The organism is Microbacterium sp. GXF0217 (genome assembly GCF_054798195.1).
Map to the genome: position 1 here is coordinate 99,623 of NZ_JBSJZG010000003.1, position 22,031 is coordinate 121,653.

Below are 22,031 nucleotides of genomic sequence, written 5' to 3' on the forward strand. Positions count from 1 at the left end.
GTGTCCACCACCAAGACCGTCGATGGGCGCAGCGCGGAGACGTCCGCGCTCATCGCGACGGGGCGGCGGACGCCACGCGTCCGCCGCCCCGGGCGGCGCTCCACGACCTTCATCCTGGCGCCGCTCAGTTTCATCGCGATCGCGGTGGTGCTGTTCGCCCTGTTCTTCGTCTGGCCCGGTGCTCTCGGGCTCTGGTACTCGTTCACGGACTACACCGGCGTCGGGTCCCCGGACTTCATCGGCGTAGACAACTACGTCGAGCTGGCGCAGGACCCCGATTTCTACGCCGTGCTCGGGCGAACGTTCCTGTACACCCTGCTTTCGGTGCCGCTGCACTTCGTCGCAGCACTCGGCATCGCAGTCCTGCTGACCAGCACGGCAGCCAAGGGCAAGACGCCGGCCAGAATCATCTTCTTCCTGCCCTGGTTGATCTCGCCCATCGTCGCGGGCGTCATCTGGAAGTGGCTGTTCGGCGAGAACTTCGGCATGGTCAACTTCCTCATCGAGCTCGTCGGAGGCAACGGTCTGAACTGGGAGACCGACCCGACCCTGGCGCTGCTGCTGATCCTCATCGTCAGCACATGGGGAGGAACGGCCTTCAACATGCTGCTGTTCATCGCCGCGATCCGGAACATCCCGCAGTCGTACCTCGAGGCGGCCCAGCTCGACGGAGCGAACGGATGGCAGCGGTTCTACCGCATCGTGCTCCCGCTGCTGCGTCCGACCTCGTTCATGGTCGTCCTGCTGACGACCATCGGCTCGATGAAGGAGTTCGCCATGGTCCAGGCGCTCAACGGCGGTGGACCCGGCACATCGAACATGTTCGTCGTGCAGTACATCTACCGCACCGGTTTCGAGCGGGCCGACGTCGGCTACGCCAGCGCAGCCTCCATGGTCCTCATGGTGATCCTCATCATCATCGCGATCATCCAGATGCGCTTCGACAAGAGGAACGATCTCGCATGAAAGCGAAACGAATCGGCATCACGAGTACGGTGGTGCTCTGGCTCCTGGCGCTCGGCTTCCTGATCCCCGTCGCCTGGTTCATCCTCAGCTCGTTCAAACCGGGCTCGGAGCTTTTCAGTCTGCCTCTGACGCTGTTCCCCAAGGACTGGACCGTCAGCGGGTACGAGACCGCGTGGAACCGGTTCGACTTCGCCCGGTACTTCCTCAACACGTCGATCGTGGCTGTGGTCACGACGGCGCTCACCGTTGTCGTCAGCGCGATGACCGGCTACGCGTTCGCGAAGTACCAATCGTGGTGGTTGAAGGCCTTCTTCATCTGCATCCTCGCCACGACCATGCTCCCCACCGAGGTGATCATGCCGTCGTCGTTCGCCGTCGTGCGCGACCTCGGGCTGTACAACTCTCTTGCGGGTATCATCGTGCCGTCGATCATCACCGCGACGGGCATCTTCATGTTCCGGCAGTACTTCAAGACGATTCCGGACGAACTGCTCGAGGCGGCGCGCATCGACGGAGTGAGCGAGTTCGGCGCCTTCTGGCGGATCATGCTGCCGCTGGCGAAGCCCATCGCCGTCGTGCTGGCGATCTTCTCGTTCCAGTGGCGCTGGAACGACTACATCTGGCCGCTGATCGTGCTGCGCGATCCGTCGCAGTACACGCTCCAGGTGGCGCTGCGCTCGATCGTCGGCGCGGACAACGTGGACTGGTCGGTGCTGCTGTCGGCATCCGTGATCTCGCTGATCCCGATGGTGATCCTGTTCGCCATCTTCCAGCGCCAGATCATGAACGCCGACATCAACTCGGGCCTGAAGGACTGACGTGGTATCGGACCAGGCCTTCGAATCCGCGTTGCGCGGGGCGGTGGATGCCGAGGTCTCGGCCGTCCTCGCCTCCGGCGCCGATCCGGTCCGCGCTCATCGTGGTCTGATGGACCGGGTGCGGCTGGTTGTGGCGGCCTACCTGTGGCCCGCGTCCGGCAGGGCAGGAGATGCCGCACTCATCGACTCCGCGCGCGAGGATGTCGCGACACTGCGTGCGTTGCAGGGGCCGAGCGGACTCTTCATCGGTGGCGACAACGTCGACTCTCCCCCCGACTCCGCTTTCACGGTCAACGATCTGTGCGACACGCTCCGGCTGCTTGAGACCGTGCGGCATGAGCGCACCGCCGGGATCGATGCGCTGGTCGCGGAACTGGACGCGATCGCGGACCTGATCGAACCGGCACTTCTCGCCGGCGGCGTTCACACCCCCAACCACCGCTGGGAGATCTCCGCCGCGCTTGCGCGACTGCACCGCCGTCGCCCGTCCGATGCGCTCGCCTCCCGCGTGTCCGAGTGGCTGGCCGAAGGGATCGACATCACGCCGGACGGCGTGTATTCGGAGCGCAGCGCCAACTATGCCGCGTACGTCTCCAATCCGTCGTTGAGCGTGATCGCCGACGTCTTCGGCCGCTCGGACGCCCAGGATGCGGTCGTGCGCAACCTCGAATCGACTCTCGGGATGATCCATCCGGACGGAACAGTCGAGACCGTGCACTCGCGACGGCAGGATCAGCTCGCGCGCTTCCCGCTCGCCCCATATCTCGTTCAGTACCGGCGCTTCGCGGTTGCGCTGGATCGAGGGGACTTCGCGTGGGCGGCCGGGCAGGCGCAGGCGCAGGGCATCGTGCACCCAGGATCCGTGCTGACCGAACTGCTGCTGGATGACCGGGTGGGGCGACGGATGCCGGAGACTGCGCCGCCGGCGCCCGGTGGAAGCTGGGAGCAGACCGGCCTGGTGGTGGATGCGACCGATCAGCGGCGTCTCGTCGTGTTCGGCGGCTCGGACTATCCGCGCGTGCGACGCATCCGATCGGGACTCGCGACCAATCCCACGTTCGCGCGGATGTTCGCCGGCACGGCCGTGCTCGACTCCGTCCGGCTGTCCAGGGACTTCTTCGGTCTCGGCCCGTTCCGCTCGGAGTCGCTCATCGCCGGTGAAGGCCGACTGCGCCTCGTGGAGACCGTGTCCGCGAACTACTATCAGCCGATCGACGCCGCTCGGCGGGACACGGCAGGGCAGTACGCGCTCACCGACGACGGCCGCTTCTACGGGTCGATGTCCTTCGATGAGCGCGGTCGCGACGTGGTCTCGCTGAGTACCAGGATCGATATCGTCCCGACAGAGGACGGAGCATCGATCGAAGTCGCGATCGATGGGCCGGACTGCGCCTGGGCGCTGGAGCTCGCCTTCCGCGGTGGTCGTTTTCAGGATGTAGACGTCCGCGAGGACGGCACGGCCGTGCTCGAGTCGGGGTCGGCGCGATACGAAGCGGATCAGGCGGCGATCGTGGTCACCGTGGATGACGCTCACGAGACACACGGTCTCGCTCGATACCGGCCGGGAGAGGACTACGCCTTCCTCGGCGCGACGGATGCGATGTCAGGGGATCGGCTCTACATCGCAGGTCGTGCGCCCGCGACGCTGACGGTGACGCTCCGAGCCGAGCGCGCATCGCTGTGAGCACCGCGGCTCGGCATCGACCGACTCACTTCGCGACGAGCGTCGTCTCGAAGCTGTACATGTCGGGGCGATAGCAGTGCAGGCCGTACTCGAACGCTCGTCCGGAATCGTCGAAGGCGATGCGCTCGACAGTGAGGACGGGTCCGCCCTTGTCGATGTCGAGCAGAGTGTTCTCGTCTCCCGCCGCGCGGCGCGCGCCGATCTTCTGCTTGGCGACGCGGATCGCCACGCCGCGTGCGCGCAGCACCTGGTAGAGCCCCCGCGCCTCGAGCTGCTCGGTCGTCACATCGGCGAAGTCGCTGGGAAGGTAGTTCTCCAGAACCGCGACCGGAATGCCATCGGTCGAGCGCTGACGGCGGATGTAGACGACGTCGGAACCGGGCTCGACGCCGAGGCTGGCCGCGACCTCGTCGGTCGCGGGAACGACCTCGTGCGCGAGTACGCGGGTTCCCGGCGTGTGGTGGGTGCTCGCGAGATCCTCGTAGAGGCTCGTGAGTTCGACCTGGCGGGTCACGACCTGGCCCTGGACGACCTGAGTTCCGATGCCGCGGCGGCGCACGAGCAGTCCCTTGTCGACGAGCTCCTGAATCGCGCGACGGATCGTGGGACGCGAGAGGCCGAGTTTCTGGGCGATGGCGATCTCGTTCTCCAGGCGAGCACCGGTCGGGATCGTGCCGGCCTTGATCGCCTGTTCGAGACGCGTCGAGACCTGGTAGTAGAGAGGCACAGGCCCGGTGCGCTCGAGGTCGGCGAACAGCTCAGCCGGCCAGTAGGTCTCGTCGCCGGCCATGATTCCTCTTTTCTGCAGCACCTCGTCGTGAGGGCAATGCTACATATCCGCGTCACAGTCTAAAGCAAAAACATCCGTATGTGTTATTGTTAGGACATGACGATGATTCCGGCTCCCGAGGTGCTCGCGATGGGGCGGCTCGGCGTGGACCTCTACCCGTTGCAGGACGGCGTCGGTCTCGAAGACGTGTCGACGTTCGGCAAGTACCTCGGCGGCAGCGCAGCCAACGTCACTGTGGCAGCTGCCCGACACGGCCGTCGTGCCTGGTTGGTGTCACGGGTCGGGGATGACCCGTTCGGCCGCTACCTGCTGCGCGAACTCGACCGACTCGGCGTGGCGACAGATCTCGTCGCCACGGATCCCGAGCTGGCGACGCCGATCACCTTCTGCGAGATCTTCCCGCCGGATGACTTCCCGCTCTACTTCTATCGGGAGCCCAAGGCCCCCGACATGAACATCGATACCGCACAGCTCGACATGGAGGCCGTCCGCAGCGCCGCCGTGCTCTGGCTCACGGTCACCGGCCTGAGTCAAGAGCCCAGCCGCGCGGCGCACCACGCAGCACTTCAGGCGCGCGGTCGGCGCGCGCATACCGTGCTCGATCTGGATTACCGGCCCATGTTCTGGGCATCCGCGGCCGAGGCATCCGCACAGGTGGAGCCGCTGCTCTCCCAGGTCACCGTCGTCGTCGGCAACCGTGAAGAATGCGAAGTGGCGGTCGGCGAGAGCGATCCGCGCCGAGCTGCTGACGCGCTGCTGGAACGCGGAGCCGAACTCGCGATCGTCAAGCAGGGCCCGAAGGGCGTGCTGGCCAAGACCCGCGATGAGGAGGTCGAGGTGCCGCCGCATCCCGTGGACGTCGTCAACGGTCTCGGCGCCGGGGATGCCTTCGGCGGTGCCCTCTGTCACGGGTTGATCTCGGGCTGGACGCTCGATCGCACCCTGCGATTCGCCAATGCGGCGGGTGCGATCGTCGCCTCCCGGCGCGAGTGCTCGACCGCGATGCCCACGACCATCGAGGTCGAGCGCGCCCTCGGAACGGATGTGTGACGTGACCGAACTCGACTTCGCCGAGCTGCGTCGTCTGCGTGCTGAACGGCCGCAGGCGGTGCGCGAGGCCTACGCCGCCCGCGCCCGCCGCCCACTCGTACGCGGTGACGGACGACTGTTCATCATCGCCGCCGACCATCCGGCTCGTGGCGCGCTCGGCGTCGGTGAGCGCAGCGACGCCATGGCCGATCGCTACCGCCTCCTGGAGCGCCTGGCGATGGCGCTCGCGCATCCGGGCGTGGACGGCGTGCTGGGAACGCCGGACATCCTCGACGACCTCGCCCTGCTCGGCCTGCTCGACGACAAGATCCTCGTCGGCTCGATGAACCGCGGCGGCCTGCGCGGATCGACCTTCGAGATGGACGACCGGTTCACCGGGTTCGACGTGCCGTCCATGGCCGCCGCCGGTGTGGACTTCGCAAAGGTCCTGATCAGGCTGAACCTCGAGGACCCCGCGACAGTGCGCACGATGGCCGAGACGGCCAGCGCGGTATCGGATGCCGCGGCGGCGCAGCTGCCGATCATGCTGGAGCCGTTCATGAGCCGGCGCATCGACGGGCGCGTCGTCAACGACCTCACCACCGAAGCCGTCGTGCTATCCGTCGCGATCGCCGCCGGGCTCGGCGGCAGCAGCGCCTACTCCTGGATGAAGCTCCCCGTCGTCCCCGACATGGAGCGCGTGATGGCGGCGACCACGCTGCCGACGCTGCTGCTGGGCGGCGACGCCGGTGACGACCAGGACGAGACGTTCTCCTCCTGGGAGGACGCCCTGTGCCTGCCTGGCGTGCGCGGACTGACCGTCGGCCGCACGCTCCTTTACCCACCGGACGATGATGTCGCCGCAGCCGTCGACACGGCCGCACGTCTCGTCCACAACGATCGCTGAACCCGGAGAAGGAGACTTCCATGAGCACTGCTGAGAGCACTGCGCCGCAGATCGACCGGCAGCACGAGCAGCGTGTGATCCCGCATTGGATCGACGGTGCGGAGCACGCGTCCACGAGCGGGCGGACCGCGTCCGTGTTCAACCCGGCGACAGGCGCGGTCACCGCTGAGGTCGCACTGGCCGACGAGGCCGAGATCGCCCTCGCCATCGCTTCGGCCGAGCGCGGCTTCCGCGTCTGGTCGGCGTACTCCGCGGCCAAGCGCCAGGCTGTGCTCTTCGCGTTCCGCGAGCTGCTGAACGCACGCAAGCACGAGCTGGCCGAGATCATCACCGCCGAGCACGGCAAGGTCGTCTCGGATGCGCTCGGAGAGATCCTGCGCGGGCAAGAGGTCGTCGAGCTCGCGTGCGGTTTCCCGAGTCTTGTCAAGGGCGCGTACTCGGAGTCGGTCTCGACCGGCGTCGACGTCTACTCGATCAAGCAGCCACTGGGTGTTGTGGGCATCATCAGTCCGTTCAACTTCCCGGCGATGGTGCCGATGTGGTTCTTCCCGATCGCCATCGCCGCCGGAAACGCCGTCATCCTCAAGCCCAGCGAGAAGGATCCGTCCGCGGCGCTCTGGCTCGCGGCGCTGTGGAAGCAGGCCGGTCTTCCGGACGGCGTGTTCACGGTTCTGCAGGGAGACAAAGCGGCGGTCGACGGTCTGCTGACCTCGCCGATCGTCGAGTCGATCAGCTTCGTCGGGTCGACCCCGATCGCCCAGTACATCTACGAGACCGCGTCACGACACGGCAAGCGCGTGCAGGCGCTGGGCGGAGCGAAGAACCACATGCTCGTCCTGCCGGATGCCGACCTCGACCTCGTCGCGGATTCCGCGATCAACGCCGGCTATGGAGCGGCAGGTGAGCGCTGCATGGCGGTCTCGGTCGTCCTCGCGGTCGAGCCGGTCGCTGACGACCTGATCGCGAAGATCCGTGAGCGCATCGGCCGACTGCACGTCGGCGACGGCGCTGGCGTCGACGGCATCGAACCGGACATGGGCCCGCTGATCTCAGCCGCTCACCGCGAAAAGGTCTCGCAGTACGTGGACATCGCGGAGACCGACGGCGCCGAGGTCATCGTCGACGGACGCGGTTTCCGTGTGGAGGGGGCAGAAGACGGATTCTTCTTCGGCCCCACCCTGCTCGATCGGGTGCCCACCGACAGCCGTGCGTACACCGAGGAGATCTTCGGACCGGTGCTCTCGATCGTTCGCGTGGCGAGCTACGACGAAGGCCTCGCGCTCATCAACTCCGGCCAGTTCGGCAACGGCACCGCCATCTTCACCAACGACGGCGGTGCGGCACGTCGCTTCCAGAACGAGGTGCAGGTCGGCATGATCGGCATCAATGTGCCGATCCCGGTTCCGGTGGCCTATCACTCCTTCGGCGGCTGGAAGAAGTCGCTCTTCGGCGACGCAAAGGCCTACGGCGCGCACGGCTTCGACTTCTTCACGAGGGAGAAGGCCGTCACCGCGCGATGGATCGACCCCGCCAAGCGCGACGCCGGCGATCACGGCGGCATCAACCTCGGCTTCCCCCGGAACGCCTGATGTCCGCCGATACGGCATCGACCTGGTTCCACCGCCGCGGCGCACTCGCCGCGGACGGTTGGGACAGCGTCGTGGACGAGCGGATACCGGGCTGGCAGCACACCGGCATCCGCATCGGCGAGCTCGTCGAGGGCGGCCTGCTTGAGCTGCCCGACGGTGCAGTCGAGCAGTTGATCGTGCCATTGGCCGGCTCTTTCGCTGTGACCCACGGTTCCGGCGAGGCAGCGGCGACGACCGAGCTCACGGGGCGCCCCTCGGTCTTCGCCGGGCCGACCGATGTCCTGTACCTGCCTCCGCACACCACTGCGACGATCACAGGGACCGGCCGATTCGCGGTCGCCACGTCGCCGTCCGAGACCGGAGGGCCCGTGCAGCACATCTCCGCCGACGCTGCGCCGTCTGAGCTGCGCGGCGGCGGGGCGGCCAGCCGTGAGGTGCACAACTTCGGCACGCCAGCGGTCCTCGACGCGGCACGTCTGATCGTCTGCGAGGTCATCACCCCGTCGTCCAACTGGTCCTCGTACCCGCCGCACAAGCACGACGAGCACGTGCCGGGGAAGGAAACGCGCCTCGAGGAGATCTACTACTTCGAATCCGCTCCGGACCGTACTGCTGGCGCGCCGTCCGCAGCGCGTCCGTTCGGGCTCTTCAGCGCGTACTCGTCGCCCGCGGGTGAGATCGAGATCGATGCCAGAGTGCGCACCGGCGACATCGCACTGATCCCGTACGGCTACCACGGTCCGGCCGTGGCGGCGCCCGGATACGATCTCTACTACCTCAACGTGATGGCCGGCCCTGACCCTGAGCGGGCCTGGCTCATCAGTGACGACCCCGCCCATGCGTGGACCCGTGAGTCCTGGACGCGCGAGGGAATCGACCCACGGCTGCCCCTGGACGATGAAGGAGCGAATCGATGACGGCGACGAAGCGGATGACGGTGAGCCAGGCGCTCGTCGAGTTCCTCGCGCGGCAGTGGACCGTCGACGGGGAGATCCGTGAACGCACGATCCCCGGCATGTTCGGCATCTTCGGGCACGGCAACGTCGCAGGCATCGGACAGGCGCTGCGTCAGCTCAACGTCCACGACCCGGACCTCATGCCCTACCACCAGGCGCGCAACGAACAGGCGATGGTGCACCAGGCCGTGGGCTTCGCCCGTATCCACCGCCGTCGCGCCACGTTCGCATCCGCGGCATCCGTCGGTCCTGGCGCGACCAACATGATCACCGGTGCCGCGCTCGCGACGACCAACCGGCTGCCCGCTCTGCTGCTGCCCAGCGACACGTTCGCCACCCGCGTCGCCGACCCGGTCCTGCAGCAGCTCGAGCAGCCGTGGGACACGGGCCTCACCGTCAACGATGCCTTCCGGCCGGTCTCGCGCTTCTTCGATCGCGTGCAGCGTCCGGAGCAGCTGTTCTCCACCGCGCTCGCGGCCATGCGCGTGCTGACCGACCCGGTTGAGACCGGAGCCGTCACGATCGCGCTGCCCGAGGACGTCCAGGCCGAGAGCATCGACGTTCCGCTCGCGTTCCTGCAGGAGCGGGAGTGGCACATCCGCCGCCCGCTGCCCGAGCGCCGGGCGCTCAAGACGGCACTCGACGCGATCCGCTCGGCGGAGCGTCCGTTCATCGTCGCCGGCGGCGGCGTGCTCTACTCCGGTGCCGAGGGGGTGCTGCGTGCCCTGGTCGATGCCACCGGGATCCCGGTCGGCACGACGCAGGCCGGCGGCGGATCGCTGCCGTGGGATCACCCGCAGTACGTGGGCGCAGTGGGAGCGACCGGTACGTCGGCCGCGAACCGGCTCGCCGCCGATGCCGACCTCGTCATCGGGATCGGTACTCGCTACAGCGACTTCACCACGGGATCGCGCACGGCGTTCCAGGATCAGGGCGTGCGATTCGTCAATATCAACGTCGCGCCCTTCGACGCCTACAAGCACGGCACGCAGATCCCCGTGATCGCCGATGCGCGCGAGACGCTCGACGCATTGCGTGACGGGCTCGACGGATGGTCGGTGCGTCCAGCGCTCGCCGAGCGGATCGCGCGTGAGAAGTCGGAGTGGGATGCCGTGGTCGACGCGGCCTTCGCCCCATCCGGCCTCGACCGGCCAGGCCAATCGGAGATCATCGGTGCCGTCCAGTCGTCGACCGCACCCGAGGACGTCATCGTCCAGGCGGCCGGTTCGCTGCCCGGTGACCTGCACAAGCTGTGGCGCGTGCGCGATCCGCTCGGCTATCACGTCGAGTACGCGTTCTCGTGCATGGGCTACGAGATCGCCGGCGGGCTCGGCGTCAAGCGCGGACTGCACGCGCTCGGTGACGACCGGGATGTCATCGTCATGGTCGGCGACGGCTCGTACCTGATGCTGAACTCCGAGCTGGTCACCGCTGTGGCCGAGGGCATCAAGATCATCGTGATCCTCGTCCAGAACCACGGGTACGCATCGATCGGGCATTTGTCCGAGACCGTCGGCTCCGAGCGGTTCGGTACGGCCTACCGCTCCTATGATGCCGATGCGCGGAGCTTCCAGAACGGCGACGTTCTGCCGGTGGATCTCGCCATGAACGCGCGCAGCTATGGTCTGGATGTGATCGAAGTCGCGCCAGGGGAGAGCGCCATCGACGACCTGCGAGCAGCGGTCGCGACTGCGAAGGCATCCGATCGGGCGACCTTCATCCACGTCGAGAGCGATCCGCTGCTGTACGCGCCGGATGGCGAGGGATGGTGGGACGTCCCGGTTCCCGCCGTCTCGGAGCTCGAGTCCACGCAGCGCGCCCGCGCCGCGTACGAGCAGGAGCGCGCCGTCCAGCGGCCGCTGCTGGGCGAAGAGGAGGCGCGATGAACGCGACGGTGGCCGGAGCGCCGGTGAGCTACGGAGTGTTCGAGATGACTCCGGAGGGAGCCGCCACGGTCTCCGCTGACGAGATGCTCATATCTCTGGCCGAAGCCGGCTACGGGGGAGTGGACCTCGGACCGGTCGGGTTCCTCGGCCGTGGCGCGGATCTGCGTGCTCGCCTCGACGCACACGCCCTCGAACTCGCGGGCGGGTGGGTGCAGCTGCCGCTGTCCGATGATGAAGGCTTCGAAGCGTCGCTGCCGGCGCTGCACGACGCGTTGCGCGTCTTCTCGGATGCCGCGGCATCCGGCCCCGCGCGCCTGCCGCTGCCCACGCTGGCCGACGACGGCTCGCTGACGCGCCGTGCGCATCCGGGGCAGGGCGCTGCCGTGGACCCACTGGATGCCGACGCGTGGGAGCGACTGATCGCCAACACCGAGCGCGCTGCCGCCCTGGTGCGCGCAGCCGGCTTCGAGCCGACGTTCCATCATCACGCCGGCACCTTCGTGGAGTCGCCGGAGGAAGTCGACCGCTTCCTCGCCGGCGTCGACGTCGATCTGACCCTCGACACGGGCCACCTCCTGATCGCGGGCGGCGACCCGATGGATGCGGTGACGCGCTGGGGCGATCGGATCAACCACCTGCACCTCAAGGACGTCGACCGCTCCGAGCTGAATCGCGTCCTCGCGTCCGGAGGCGACATGGCCGCGGTGTGGATGTCCGGCGCGTTCGTCGCCTTCGGCGAAGGCGACCTCGACCTCGCCGGCGTCATGGCGGCGATGCAGGAACGCGGATTCGACGGCTGGATCGTCGTCGAACAGGACGTCCTGAACGCTCCAGATGTCGCCATCGACGCGTTCCGGCGCGCCCGCAGCGCCGACCAGAAGACCAACCGCGAGGCGCTGCGCGCCTGGGCGTGAGCCGAGACCGTCAGAGAAGGAACCCAGAGTGACCCAGAATCCCTTGCGCATCGGCCTGATCGGTACCGGCCGGATCGGCCAGGTCCACGCCGCCAACATCGCCGACGACGCGAATGCGACGCTGACGTGGATCGCCGATCCGTTCATCCAGAGTGCCCGCGGCGTCGCCGAGCGCTTCGGCGGCCGGGCAACGGCGGATGCCGACGAGCTCTTCGCCGCCGACGATGTGGATGCCGTGCTCATCGCCTCGCCGACACCCACGCACGTCGCCCTTATCGAGCAAGCGGTCGATCGCGGCATCCCGGTCCTGTGCGAGAAGCCGATCGACCTGGACATCGCGCGCGTCGAGGCGCTGCGGCCGAAGGTCGCCGCGTCCGGCGTCCCGGTCGCTCTCGGCTTCAACCGTCGATTCGACCCGGCGTTCGCCGAGGTGCGCGCGCGCGTCGCCGATGGCGAGATCGGTGCACTCGAGCAGCTGACGATCGTCAGTCGCGACCCGGCCGCCCCGCCGGCGGACTATGTCGCCGTCTCCGGCGGCATCTTCCGAGACATGACGATCCACGACTTCGACATGGCGCGCTTCTTCCTCCCCGACATCGTCCGGGTTTCGGCAACCGCGACGAACACGTTCGACGCCGGAGCGCGCGAGCACGGGGACTTCGACACGGCCGTGGTGACGCTCACCGCGGCATCCGGCGCCGTCGTGGCGATCATCAATTCGCGCCACAGCGCCACCGGCTACGACCAGCGCGTCGAGGCGTTCGGGGCTCTGGGATCGCTGCAGGTCTCCAACCGCTCGACGAGCCTGGCCAGCCACTCGTCCGCGACGCGGGTCGAGTCGCGCGCGCCGTATGAGGACTTCTTCCTGCAGCGCTATGCCGAGGCGTACGCGGCGGAGCTGGCCAGCTTCATCGTGCTCGCCCGCGGCGGTGAGTCGTCGAGTTCGACATTCGAGGACGGACGCGCGGCGCTCCTGCTGGCCGATGCGGCGCAGCGCTCGGCGGTCGAAGGCGTCTCGGTCGCCGTCGATGTGAGCTAGGGCGTGTCTGGCAAAGCTCTCGTCCATGCGATGTCACGCTCGACACGCCGCTGCCTCATCAAGGGCAGAAACATAGGTGAGTCGCCGGCCTGCCCTGGGTGACGAGAGTGACCAGTGGCAGCCCGTTGCCGTCGACGAGCTGGTGGATCTTCGTCGACAACCCGCCCCGGGAACGGCCGATTCCTTGTTCGATCTACCGAAGCTTCTCCGTGTCGATGGGCCGCACGTCAACCCACAGGTGCGGCAACTGCGGCCGAGCGTTTGTGGCGCCGGTCTTCCCGGATGACGCTGATGACGCTCATCGTCGTTGCGATGAGCAGCAGGACCTGGAAAGTGACCGCGAACATGTTCGGGTCCTCCGAAGAGTGAGTTTGCGGCAAGGACGCGGCGGGGGTCCCTGCTCCCGAGGCGAGGTACAGTACCCAATCGGTGAGAGCGTGCGCGAGCATGGCGACCCAGAGCCTGCCGGTGACGCGTCGCACCCAGTAGTAGGCGGCGCCGGACGCGGCGAGGAACGATACCTGGAAGGCGATGGCGCCGAGGGACGCACCGCCGATGATGCTCCCGGGGATGTGGGCGAGCGCGAAGACCACGCTCGTTACGAGGAGGGTCACGAGTTCGCCATGGCGGGCGCGGATGGTGGTGAGCAGGACCCCTCGGATGAGCAGTTCCTCCCCGAACCCGACCATGAGCGTGCCCGCCGCGATGACGAGGACGAACCCGATAGAGCGCGACATCCACGGGACGTCGCCGAGCTGGCTGAGGGGCAGCAGGACCACGAGCACGGGGATCGAGACAAGCCACCAGCGCCTCGGCGTTAGGGTCGGGGTCGGTGGTTCCCGCCACACGTCCGCGCCCCAGCCCGTCCACCTCAGGAACAGCAGCAGACCGACGATCGCGACAGCGAGCGGGATGAAATGCCCGAGCGAGAACTGGGCCAGTTCCTGGTCATCGCTGACCAGTCCGCTCAGCAGATTGCCGAGACCGGCGGCCAAGAGAACATAGACGACGACGGCGAGGAGAGCGAGCCAGATGCTGCGGGGACGGCTGCGCACCGCGAACTGTTCGTCAGGCACGAACCCCCACCCTCTCGTGCGCACCGCGAATCACGAACGGGACGAAGATGAGCGCGAGGACGCCTGCACCCAAATACACGATGGAGCCGAAGCCAGCGAAGGCACCCGGTGTGCCGTGAAGCACCGCGAACGTCGAGAAATCCCACAGCCCGTGGAGGACCATGGCCCAGATCAGAGTGCCGGTGACGCGACGCACGATGTAAAAGATCGTTCCGCCGAGGAATGCGAAGCCCACCTGCTGCAGAGTCGGCAGGAGGTCTTGGCCGGACGCGGCGTTGATGAGGTGCATGAGCGCGAACAGCGCCGAGGTGAGGAACCACACCCACCCCTCACTGAGCCGGCTGCGCAGCGATGTGAGCAGCAGTCCTCGCGTGGTGAGCTCCTCGGTGAAGCCGACGAGGATCAGCACGATGGATGCCGCGAAGAACGCCCCGTCATACGACGCCCAATCGGTGGACGCGAGGTTGATGAGCAACGCGACCACCATGATGATCGGCGCGATGATCGGCCATCTGACGCTGCGCTTCTGCTCACGCAGCGCGGGCCGCCACCAGCCCAGCAGCGTCGTGGTGATCGCGAGCAGGATCGCAGCGATGATCAACGACAGCCCCGCACCGAAGAAGAGGTTCGCCCCGCTGTCGCCGAGATCGGTGTAGGGCACGCCACTCAGCTGCTGCACGAGGAACACGACCACCACGTAGCCGACATAGATAGCCAGGCCGATCCACACCTGCGGTCGCACCCTCAGAGTCTCAGTCATGAGCACATCATGGCAGAGCCTCGTTTCGCACATATGACTTCTTCGCTGTGCAAGCGGCATCTCGCGCGATCTTCGACGGCGCGCCGCGCGCGATCTTGCAAGGCGAGCCCCGCGCGCGGCGATGCTGATCTGCGACGTCACACGCGCGCTGCCGGCGCGCAGCAGCGGCAGCATATGCGCGATGAGGGCGACGTGCGCCAGATGATTCGTGCCGAACTGCCGTTCGAACCGGTCCCGTAGCTCGGAGCCCTCGAGCTGTCGTGCCAGACCCTGATCGACCCTGTCCGGTCGCATTCCCTGCTCGTCTACACCGCAGCTCCGGGATCCGAGAGCCACGACAGGCTGAAACTGCTGTCGACGCTGAGCCTGCGCGTGATGCGCTGACGCCGGGCAGGCTGGTCGGTTCCGACGCATGCGTCATCCGGTTCCGCACACCTGCGAGAATGGAAGCCCGCGCCGAATCAACTCCGAGGAGCCGAAGTGCAGTACATCTCCACCCGAGGCGGCATGCAGCCGCTGCCGTACTGCGAGACGCTGCTCGAAGGGCTCGCGCCCGACGGCGGACTGGCCGTCCCCGAGGTCATGCCGACCGTCGACGGCGAGACGCTCGAGCGCTGGCGCGCACTGACGTACCCGCAGCTCGCCACCGAGGTGCTGGCGCTGTTCGCCACGGACATCCCGCGCGCGGACCTCGCTCGCATGACGGATGCCGCGTACGCCGACTTCCCCGGCGAAGTCGTGCCGCTGCGATCGATCGATGACGACATCACGCTGGTTGGGCTGTCGGAAGGCCCGACGCTGGCGTTCAAGGACATGGCGATGCAGTTCCTCGGCCAGGTCGTCGAATACGCCCTCGAGCGCAAGGGGTCGGTTCTCAACATCCTGGGCGCCACCTCGGGCGACACCGGCTCGGCGGCCGAGCACGCGCTGCGCGGCAAGGAGCGCATCTCCGTCTTCATGCTCTCGCCGCAGGGACGCATGAGCGCGTTCCAGCGCGCGCAGATGTTCTCCCTCGACGATGCGAATGTGCACAACATCGCCGTCGACGGCGTCTTCGACGACTGCCAGAACCTCGTCAAGAAGCTCGCCGGGGACCTCGACTTCAAACGCGCTCAGCACCTCGGCGCCGTCAACTCCATCAACCTCGCCCGCATCACGGCTCAGGTCGTGTACTACTTCTGGGCCTGGCTGCGCGCGACGGACGCCGGTGGCTGGACCGAGCTCAGCTTCACGGTTCCCTCGGGCAACTTCGGCAACATCCTGTCGGGCTTCTTCGCCAAGCAGATGGGGCTGCCGATCCGTCGCCTCGTGCTCGCCGCGAACGAGAACAACGTGCTCGACGAGTTCTTCCGCACGGGCGTCTACCGCCCTCGCAGCGCAGCGCAGACCCTCGCGACATCGAGCCCGTCGATGGACATCTCGAAGGCGTCGAACCTCGAGCGCTTCATCTTCGATCTCGTCGATCGCGACGCCTCCCGCGTGGTCGCCGCGTGGGATGAGCTGGAGCAGCAGGGCTTCTTCGACTTCACGTCCGAACTCGCCCGCTTCGAGGAGGAGTTCGGCATCGTCAGCGGAACTTCCACGCACGCGGATCGCCTCGCGACCATCAAGGCCGTCTACGAGGCCTCGGGCGAGATCATCGATCCGCACACCGCCGACGGCGTGAAGGTGGCGCGCGAGAACGTCGAACCGGGGGTCCCGATGCTGGTGCTCGAGACCGCCAAGCCGCAGAAGTTCGCCGAGACGATCTTCGAGGCCATCGGGGTGCAGCTCGAGTACTCGCCCGAGCTGCAGGCGATGCTCGAGGCCCCGCAGTACGTGACGGAGCTCGCCGACGACGAGCCCGCCCTGCGGGCGTTCATCGAGGAGCACGCGCTGCGCTGACCCTTGCTCCGGACGACGTCCGGTGGAAAGGTGGGACTCACCCCACCGAAGGAGCAGCGATGTTCGAGAACTCCGACGCGTTCAGCGGCATGTCATCCGATGACATCGAGGCCTCACGCGCCTTCTACGAAGGCGTGCTCGGACTCGTCGTCGAGGAGGCCGGTGGCGGCCTGCTCTCGGTGCAGCTTCCGAAGGGCGGAGCGGTCCTGATCTACCCGAAGGACGATCATCGACCGGCATCCTTCACGATCCTCAACTTTCCGGTGGATGACATCGACGCGGTCGTCGACGAGTTGATCGCGCAGGGCATCACGATGCAGCGCTACGACGGCATGCCGCAGGACGAGAAGGGCATCGTGCGCGGCAAGGCCTCCGGCGAGGGCCCTGACATCGCCTGGTTCACGGACCCGGCGGGCAACATCCTCTCGGTGCTGTCCGCCTGACTGGATCGGTCGGCACGCGCACCGGCCCTAGCTCACTCCACGAGCTTGCCGACCGTGTCGACGTCGCGCATGAGAGCAGCGATCTCGGCAGGCACCTCGGGGATGTCCTCACGCGTGATGCCGGTCGACGGCGACCAGACGAGATTGACCTGCAGCGTCGGGTCGGTGTCGGGGAAGTCGCTGCGATTGTGGCATCCGCGGGTCTCGCGGCGCTCGCGGGCCGCCTCCAGCGTCGCCCGCGCGGCCAGCGCCGAGGCCTTCAGATCGAAGGCATGCGCGAGATCCTGGAACCCGGCGATGTCCGGGTGGATGCCGATGTCCTGCATGCGCCCCTCGATCAGGTCGAGTTCGGCGAGACCGGCCCGCAGTCCCTCTTCGGATCGCACGACTCCGGCATGCGCGGTCATCGTGTTGCGGATCGCGCGCTGCAGCGCCCGCACGTTCTCGCGTCCGTCGGCGGCGAGCAGATCGTCGATCTCCGCTCTGGCCTGCGCCACGGCATCCGCCGACCGGCGCTGCGCGTCGAGGCCGGACGCGTGCGCGACCGCAGCCTGGCCGACCAGGCGACCGTAGACGAGCAGCTCGATGAGCGAGTTGCCGCCGAGGCGGTTCGCGCCGTGCAGTCCGCTCGAGGCCTCGCCGATCGCGTAGAGACCGTCGACATCGGTGCTGTGGTCCTCGGGACGCACCCAGACCCCGCCCATCGAGTAGTGCGCTGTCGGCGCGATCTCGATCGGATCCGTGGTGATGTCGAGCATCTGCAGCTCGAGCATCGTCTGGTAGACCCGGGGGAGCCTGGTCATGATCGTCTCGCGCGGCAGATGCGACACGTCCAACCACACGCCGCCATTGGGTGTGCCGCGGCCCTCCTGGATCTCCGTGTACGCCGCCAGCGCGACGCGATCCCGGGTGGACAGTTCCTTCCGCTGCGGGTCGTAGCGCGGCATGAAGCGCTCGCCGAGCGCGTTGCGGAGGATGCCGCCTTCGCCGCGCGCCGCCTCGGAGATGAGCGTGCCGGCCGCGTTCTCCGGTTCGATGATGCCGGAGGGATGGAACTGCACGAGCTCGGGGTCACGCAGTCGCGCGCCGGCCTCGACGGCCAGTCGGAAGGAGTCGCCGGTGTTCTCGTCGCGTCGCGAGGAGGTGCGCCGCCAGATCCGATTGTGTCCTCCGGCGGCGAGGATCACGGCATCCGCGTGGATCAGGTACCGGGTGCCGTCGGACTGGTCGAAGCCGTACGCGCCGAAGACGACGTTGTCCCTGACGAGGATGCGGGTGATGTACACACCATCGAGGATCGGGACGTCCAGCTGCTCGGCACGGCGGACGAGTGTGCGCTGGATCTCGAGCCCGGTGTAGTCGCCGGCGAAGGCCGTGCGCCGGAACGTGTGCGCGCCGAAGAACCGCTGCGAGATGCGGCCGTCGTCCTCGCGCGCGAAGTCCATGCCCCAGCGCTCGAGATCCCGGATGCCGCGTTCGGCGCCTCGGGCGACGACCTCGACGGTGTGCGGGTTGGCGAGGAGGTAGCTCTCGGTGATCGTGTCCGCCGCGTGCTGCTGCCAGCTGTCCTCGGCATCCATCGTCCCGAGCGCCGCGTTGATGCCGCCGGCGGCGAGCGACGTATGGGCGTCGCTGCGATGGCGCTTGCCGACGGCGAGGACGTCGACGCCCTGCTCGGCGACCTCGATCGCGGCACGCAGGCCGGAGCCGCCGGTGCCGATGACGAGGACGGTGGTGGAGATCTGGCGTTCGCGCGTGCTCATGTCTCCACGCTAGGCACGCTCGGGTGATTACTCCAATGAATAGTTCTCATCGAAACGATAGCCTGAAGACATGAATCTGGAGCAGTTGCGCGGCTTCGTCGCCGTCGCTGAGATCGGCCACTTCACCCGCGCGGCCGAGACGCTCCATGTCGCGCAGCCGTCGCTGAGCCGCCAGATCGCGACGCTCGAGCACGAGGTGGGCAACGAGCTCTTCCATCGGGCGAGGGGCAACATCGCCCTCACCTCCGCCGGCGAGGCGCTGCTGCCGCGCGCGCGTCGGATGCTGGCGGATGCCGACGCGATCCGGGTGGAGATGGGCGAACTCGCCGGTCTGCAACGGGGCCGGGTGCGTCTGGGGGCGACGCCGACGCTGTGCGTCAGCCTCGTCGCGGAGACCATGAGCGCGTTCCAACTGGCGCATCCCGGCATCGGCCTCCAGCTCACCGAGGCCGGCTCGCGTCTGCTGATCGATCGGCTCATCGCCGGCGAGCTCGACATGGCGCTCGTCACATCGTCCGAACGGATGCCGTCGGGGGAGCCGGCTCTCGTGCGCACGCCGCTGCTCAGGGAGGAGCTCGTGGTCGTCTCCTCCGCGACGGCGCCGCCGATCGCCGCATCCGCGATCGGCCTCGCGCGCCTCGCGACCCTGCCGCTGATCGCGTTCGCGGAGAGCTACGACCTGCGCGCGACGACGGATGCCGCATTCGACGGCGCCGGCCTCGCACCGACGACCGTCGTCGAGGGCGCGGAGATGGATGCCGTTCTGCGCTTCGTCGAGCGCGGACTCGGCGTTGCGGTCGTCCCGGCCACCGTGGTGCTCGACCGGCCGAACCTGCGTTCGGTGCGGCTGGTCGACCCGCAGCTGACGCGCACCATCAGCATCGCGCACCGGTCGGATGTGAATCCCACACGAGCCGCCGCGGCCATGCGCGAGGCCATCGTCGCGACGGCCGGCGGGCTCGCCGGAGCGGCTCCGGACACGTTGCGTCTTGTGCGCTGATCAGGTGGGGAGCGCGGTGGCCGCTGCGGCGGCGATGCGTGAGGCCGTCGTCGCGATGGCGGGCGGGCTGCTGGACACGCTGCGCCCCGTGGACTGATCAGGTCGGGAGGGCCGTGGCTGCCGCGGCAAGCATCTGCGGAACGGTCGGCACGCCCTCGGCGCGGAACGTCTGCGCTCCGGCGGCGTCATGGACGATCACGGTCGGGGTGAAGCGGATGTCGAGCGCCTCGGCGGCATTCGGGTCCGTGGCGACGTCGATCTCGGTGACCGTCGCGTCCGGCAGGAACCGCACGGCATCGGCGATCACGGCGCGCGTGCGCGCGCACGCTCCGCAGAACGCCGACGTGACGAGCGTGATCTCCATGCTCGGGGCAACCGCGAAACGCGGCGGAGTGTTCCCGGCTCAGCTCCGGCGCGGATGCAGGAATCCGGATGCCGCGCCCAGCGCAGCTCCGACGACGGTGTCGACGATCCGCTCGACAGCGACCGACATGTCGCCGATCTCCCCGGTCGCCGCCCCCGTCAGCAGCAGGACGAGCGGTGTGATGAACACCAGCGCGAGCGCGTAGTGGCGCACGACCACGAGTTCGATGACGAACTGCAGGGTGCCCAGCAGCAGCGCGAGCCAGAGACCGGCGGGGTGCAGCAGTGCGAGGAGGGCGTACAGGCCTGCGCCGATGATGGTCCCCAGCATCCGATGGAGCCCGCGCTGCAGCGCCGCGGTGCGGTCGGCCGCAACGCCGATGACCGCGACCGCTCCGCCGACGATCCAGTAACTGCGTTCGGGGTCCACCGCGAGGGCGAGGAGCACGCCGATCACGGACACGAGGACGACCCGCAGCAGGAGCATCCTGCCATCGGCATCCCAGGCGGGTCCGGGCAGGAGCACCCGCAGTGGCCGAGCCGCGAACGACCGGGGTCGAGGGAGCAGCAGCGGGGTGACCGCGACGAGGTAGGAGAACGCGCACCCGGCGGCGAACGCGGCGAGATAGACCGGTGCCGCGATCGGGGCGCTCGTGACGACGTGCGCCGACAGGCCGAACACGAGGACGAAGAACAGCGGACCAGGTGGGCCCAGACGGAACCCGAACGCCAGTGCCGCGCTGCCGATCGCCACACATGCGACGCCGGCGAGCACCAGCCAGGTGCTCGGAGCCAGCAGCAGCCCGAGCGCCGCGCTCACGATCAGTCCGGCGGCGACGAACGGCAGGACCCTGGCGCGCTCGACGACCGGCGATGAGCCGAGGTAGAGCACGGTGAAGGCACCGGAAGCGGCGATGTAGCCGAGGGCGGGCTGGCCGATCAGGGTCATGACGGCGATCGGTCCCGCGAGACCGATCGCCGCCTGCAGCCCGATCGGCCACCGCGGCCCGCGCGACGGACCGAAAGCGAACAGACTCACCCGTCTATTCTCCCGCGCCACGCGCCTGCGCGCCGACGCATGCGCCCGCGCCTGCATCGCGCCGTTCGTGCTCGCGCCTGCATCCCGCAGGGGATTCGCGTGTATGCACGGGCGGTGACTCGGAATGAGCCCTGCAGAATGCGGGATCCACTGCGGGATGCGAACGGGCAGAGTGAGCGGGCCGCGCCGGAATCACCGACCGAGGCGATCCAGAATCGCCGTCCACGCCGCCGCGCCGAGCTCGGCATCCGTCTCGGGTGAGCCTCCGCGCGCCATGCGGGTCCCCCCGGTAGGAGCATCCTCACCGGGGAACAGAACCCGATGGCCGGCGAGCGGATGCCGCAGCACATGGGTCGTCAGCCCCGCCGCGTCTCGGCGGGCGACGATCGCGTCAGCGAAGCGCGTGCTCGGCCATACCCGGTCGTCGTCACCGGCGACGAGCAGCACATCCCCGGTGATGCGCTCGACCGGGATCGCCGCGGCCCGCGCCTCGTCGGGATACGTGTCGAGGCTCGTCTCGTACAGCTCGCGGAACTCCGGCGGGTCGGTGGTCGCCGTCCAAACGTCGACGAAGGGCACCGAGGGCAACGGGGCGCCGCCCTCGGTCCAGTGCGACGACCAAGAGCCCTCGAGGATGCCGGGCCACACCACGCTCGTCGGCGCGATCGCGATCACGGCATCCAGCGGTGTGCGCGTCGCGGTCAGCAGCGCGGCCTCCGCCCCGAACGAGGTGCCGATGACCGCCACCCGATCGCAGGATTCGCGCAGCTGAGCGATCTCGTCGAGGAACAGCTCCAGGGGAACCTCATGCGGCACCGGGCGCTGGCCCTCGCCGCCGAACCAGCGGATCGCGTGCGCACGGACGCCGTGCTGCGCGAACAGATCGGCGCGGTCGGCTTCGATCCGGCCGCTCGACCCGGCGAGGACGAGGACTCCGGTGTCCGTCGGTCGTGCAGGGCGGGCGATGTGCCGATCGTTCGGTGACACGTCAGCCGTCCAGATCTGCGCATCGTTCATGAACCCCACGTCCTCATCGTCGCACCGTTTCGAGAAGCAGGCCAGCATCAGAGGACACTCGAGCGTGCGGATCTTGCATCCGTGGAGAAACGACGCAGTGCTGCCCGC

General features: G+C 68.1%; 21 protein-coding genes and 2 pseudogenes. 14 read left to right on the plus strand and 9 right to left on the minus strand.

Annotated elements, in window-relative coordinates; genetic code table 11:
- The 3 genes from ACWAT3_RS06670 to ACWAT3_RS06680 are packed head-to-tail and all read left to right on the plus strand — an operon-like array spanning position 1 to position 3,468.
- Positions 1–966 (plus strand): carbohydrate ABC transporter permease, encoded by a 966-nt coding sequence (locus ACWAT3_RS06670; protein ID WP_460796924.1) that lies wholly within the window; start codon positions 1–3, stop codon positions 964–966.
- Positions 963–1,784, plus strand: coding sequence for a carbohydrate ABC transporter permease (locus ACWAT3_RS06675; RefSeq protein WP_460796926.1), 822 nt, complete (start codon positions 963–965; stop codon positions 1,782–1,784). Before ACWAT3_RS06670 ends, ACWAT3_RS06675 begins: the two co-directional genes overlap by 4 nt.
- A gap of 1 nt (position 1,785) precedes the next feature.
- Entirely contained in the window at positions 1,786–3,468 is a 1,683-nt protein-coding gene (locus ACWAT3_RS06680) for a hypothetical protein (RefSeq protein ID WP_460796928.1), read from the plus strand.
- Between the two features lie 25 nt (positions 3,469–3,493).
- On the opposite strand, the gene ACWAT3_RS06685 is transcribed toward ACWAT3_RS06680, so the two are convergent.
- A complete protein-coding gene (locus ACWAT3_RS06685) occupies positions 3,494–4,258 on the minus strand; it encodes a GntR family transcriptional regulator (RefSeq protein WP_460796930.1) in 765 nt (254 codons plus the stop codon).
- 102 nt (positions 4,259–4,360) lie between these two features.
- Here ACWAT3_RS06685 and iolC point away from each other — a divergent pair, with 102 nt between their 5' ends.
- The 7 genes from iolC to iolG are packed head-to-tail and all read left to right on the plus strand — an operon-like array spanning position 4,361 to position 12,578.
- Positions 4,361–5,308, plus strand: coding sequence for a 5-dehydro-2-deoxygluconokinase (iolC, locus tag ACWAT3_RS06690; RefSeq protein ID WP_460797721.1), 948 nt, complete (start codon positions 4,361–4,363; stop codon positions 5,306–5,308).
- Positions 5,301–6,194, plus strand: a complete 894-nt coding sequence (locus ACWAT3_RS06695; RefSeq protein WP_460796932.1) for a Cgl0159 family (beta/alpha)8-fold protein — start codon at positions 5,301–5,303, stop codon at positions 6,192–6,194. Before iolC ends, ACWAT3_RS06695 begins: the two co-directional genes overlap by 8 nt.
- Before the next feature lie 20 nt (positions 6,195–6,214).
- Positions 6,215–7,783, plus strand: coding sequence for a CoA-acylating methylmalonate-semialdehyde dehydrogenase (locus ACWAT3_RS06700; protein WP_460796934.1), 1,569 nt, complete (start codon positions 6,215–6,217; stop codon positions 7,781–7,783).
- Complete coding sequence (iolB, locus tag ACWAT3_RS06705; protein ID WP_460796936.1) at positions 7,783–8,700, plus strand: 5-deoxy-glucuronate isomerase; 918 nt, start codon at positions 7,783–7,785, stop codon at positions 8,698–8,700. The genes ACWAT3_RS06700 and iolB overlap by 1 nt, the downstream gene beginning before the upstream one ends.
- Positions 8,697–10,625 (plus strand): 3D-(3,5/4)-trihydroxycyclohexane-1,2-dione acylhydrolase (decyclizing), encoded by a 1,929-nt coding sequence (gene iolD, locus ACWAT3_RS06710; protein ID WP_460796938.1) that lies wholly within the window; start codon positions 8,697–8,699, stop codon positions 10,623–10,625. The genes iolB and iolD overlap by 4 nt, the downstream gene beginning before the upstream one ends.
- A complete protein-coding gene (locus tag ACWAT3_RS06715; protein WP_460796939.1) occupies positions 10,622–11,539 on the plus strand; it encodes a sugar phosphate isomerase/epimerase family protein in 918 nt (305 codons plus the stop codon). The genes iolD and ACWAT3_RS06715 overlap by 4 nt, the downstream gene beginning before the upstream one ends.
- Positions 11,540–11,567: 28 nt before the next feature.
- Positions 11,568–12,578, plus strand: coding sequence for an inositol 2-dehydrogenase (gene iolG, locus ACWAT3_RS06720; protein WP_460796940.1), 1,011 nt, complete (start codon positions 11,568–11,570; stop codon positions 12,576–12,578).
- Between the two features lie 88 nt (positions 12,579–12,666).
- Here the strand turns inward: iolG and ACWAT3_RS06725 are convergent.
- From ACWAT3_RS06725 to ACWAT3_RS06740, 4 genes and pseudogenes are all read right to left on the minus strand, one after another.
- Positions 12,667–12,759, minus strand: a pseudogene (locus ACWAT3_RS06725) (IS5/IS1182 family transposase); the annotation flags it as partial.
- A 46-nt stretch (positions 12,760–12,805) separates the two neighbouring features.
- Positions 12,806–13,654, minus strand: coding sequence for a CPBP family intramembrane glutamic endopeptidase (locus ACWAT3_RS06730; RefSeq protein ID WP_460796942.1), 849 nt, complete (start codon positions 13,652–13,654; stop codon positions 12,806–12,808).
- Positions 13,647–14,414: a lysostaphin resistance A-like protein gene (locus ACWAT3_RS06735; RefSeq protein ID WP_460797723.1), complete on the minus strand. Its 768-nt coding sequence runs from the start codon at positions 14,412–14,414 to the stop codon at positions 13,647–13,649. The genes ACWAT3_RS06730 and ACWAT3_RS06735 overlap by 8 nt, the downstream gene beginning before the upstream one ends.
- A gap of 111 nt (positions 14,415–14,525) precedes the next feature.
- Positions 14,526–14,648, minus strand: a pseudogene (locus ACWAT3_RS06740) (short chain dehydrogenase); the annotation flags it as partial.
- Positions 14,649–14,669: 21 nt separating this feature from the next.
- Between ACWAT3_RS06740 and ACWAT3_RS06745 the strand changes: the two are divergent.
- From ACWAT3_RS06745 to ACWAT3_RS06755, 3 genes are all read left to right on the plus strand, one after another.
- Positions 14,670–14,798: a hypothetical protein gene (locus ACWAT3_RS06745; protein WP_460797725.1), complete on the plus strand. Its 129-nt coding sequence runs from the start codon at positions 14,670–14,672 to the stop codon at positions 14,796–14,798.
- Positions 14,799–14,894: 96 nt separating this feature from the next.
- The gene (gene thrC, locus ACWAT3_RS06750) at positions 14,895–16,298 is read left to right on the plus strand and encodes a threonine synthase (RefSeq protein ID WP_460796944.1); all 1,404 of its coding nucleotides are present in this window, start codon (positions 14,895–14,897) and stop codon (positions 16,296–16,298) included.
- Positions 16,299–16,357: 59 nt separating this feature from the next.
- Positions 16,358–16,741 carry a VOC family protein gene (locus tag ACWAT3_RS06755; RefSeq protein ID WP_460796946.1) on the plus strand — a complete coding sequence of 128 codons (384 nt, stop codon included), beginning with the start codon at positions 16,358–16,360 and terminating at the stop codon, positions 16,739–16,741.
- Positions 16,742–16,773: 32 nt separating this feature from the next.
- On the opposite strand, the gene ACWAT3_RS06760 is transcribed toward ACWAT3_RS06755, so the two are convergent.
- A complete protein-coding gene (locus ACWAT3_RS06760) occupies positions 16,774–18,504 on the minus strand; it encodes an L-aspartate oxidase (RefSeq protein WP_460796948.1) in 1,731 nt (576 codons plus the stop codon).
- Between the two features lie 70 nt (positions 18,505–18,574).
- Here ACWAT3_RS06760 and ACWAT3_RS06765 point away from each other — a divergent pair, with 70 nt between their 5' ends.
- The gene (locus tag ACWAT3_RS06765; protein WP_460796950.1) at positions 18,575–19,504 is read left to right on the plus strand and encodes a LysR family transcriptional regulator; all 930 of its coding nucleotides are present in this window, start codon (positions 18,575–18,577) and stop codon (positions 19,502–19,504) included.
- A 97-nt stretch (positions 19,505–19,601) separates the two neighbouring features.
- Here ACWAT3_RS06765 and ACWAT3_RS06770 read toward each other — a convergent pair whose 3' ends face one another.
- The 3 genes from ACWAT3_RS06770 to ACWAT3_RS06780 all read right to left on the minus strand — a co-directional run bounded on the left by ACWAT3_RS06770 (position 19,602) and on the right by ACWAT3_RS06780 (position 21,923).
- A complete protein-coding gene (locus tag ACWAT3_RS06770; RefSeq protein ID WP_460796951.1) occupies positions 19,602–19,868 on the minus strand; it encodes a glutaredoxin family protein in 267 nt (88 codons plus the stop codon).
- A gap of 39 nt (positions 19,869–19,907) precedes the next feature.
- Positions 19,908–20,906 carry an FUSC family protein gene (locus tag ACWAT3_RS06775; protein WP_460796953.1) on the minus strand — a complete coding sequence of 333 codons (999 nt, stop codon included), beginning with the start codon at positions 20,904–20,906 and terminating at the stop codon, positions 19,908–19,910.
- Between the two features lie 192 nt (positions 20,907–21,098).
- Complete coding sequence (locus tag ACWAT3_RS06780; RefSeq protein WP_460796955.1) at positions 21,099–21,923, minus strand: alpha/beta fold hydrolase; 825 nt, start codon at positions 21,921–21,923, stop codon at positions 21,099–21,101.
- Between the last annotated feature and the right edge of the window lie 108 nt (positions 21,924–22,031).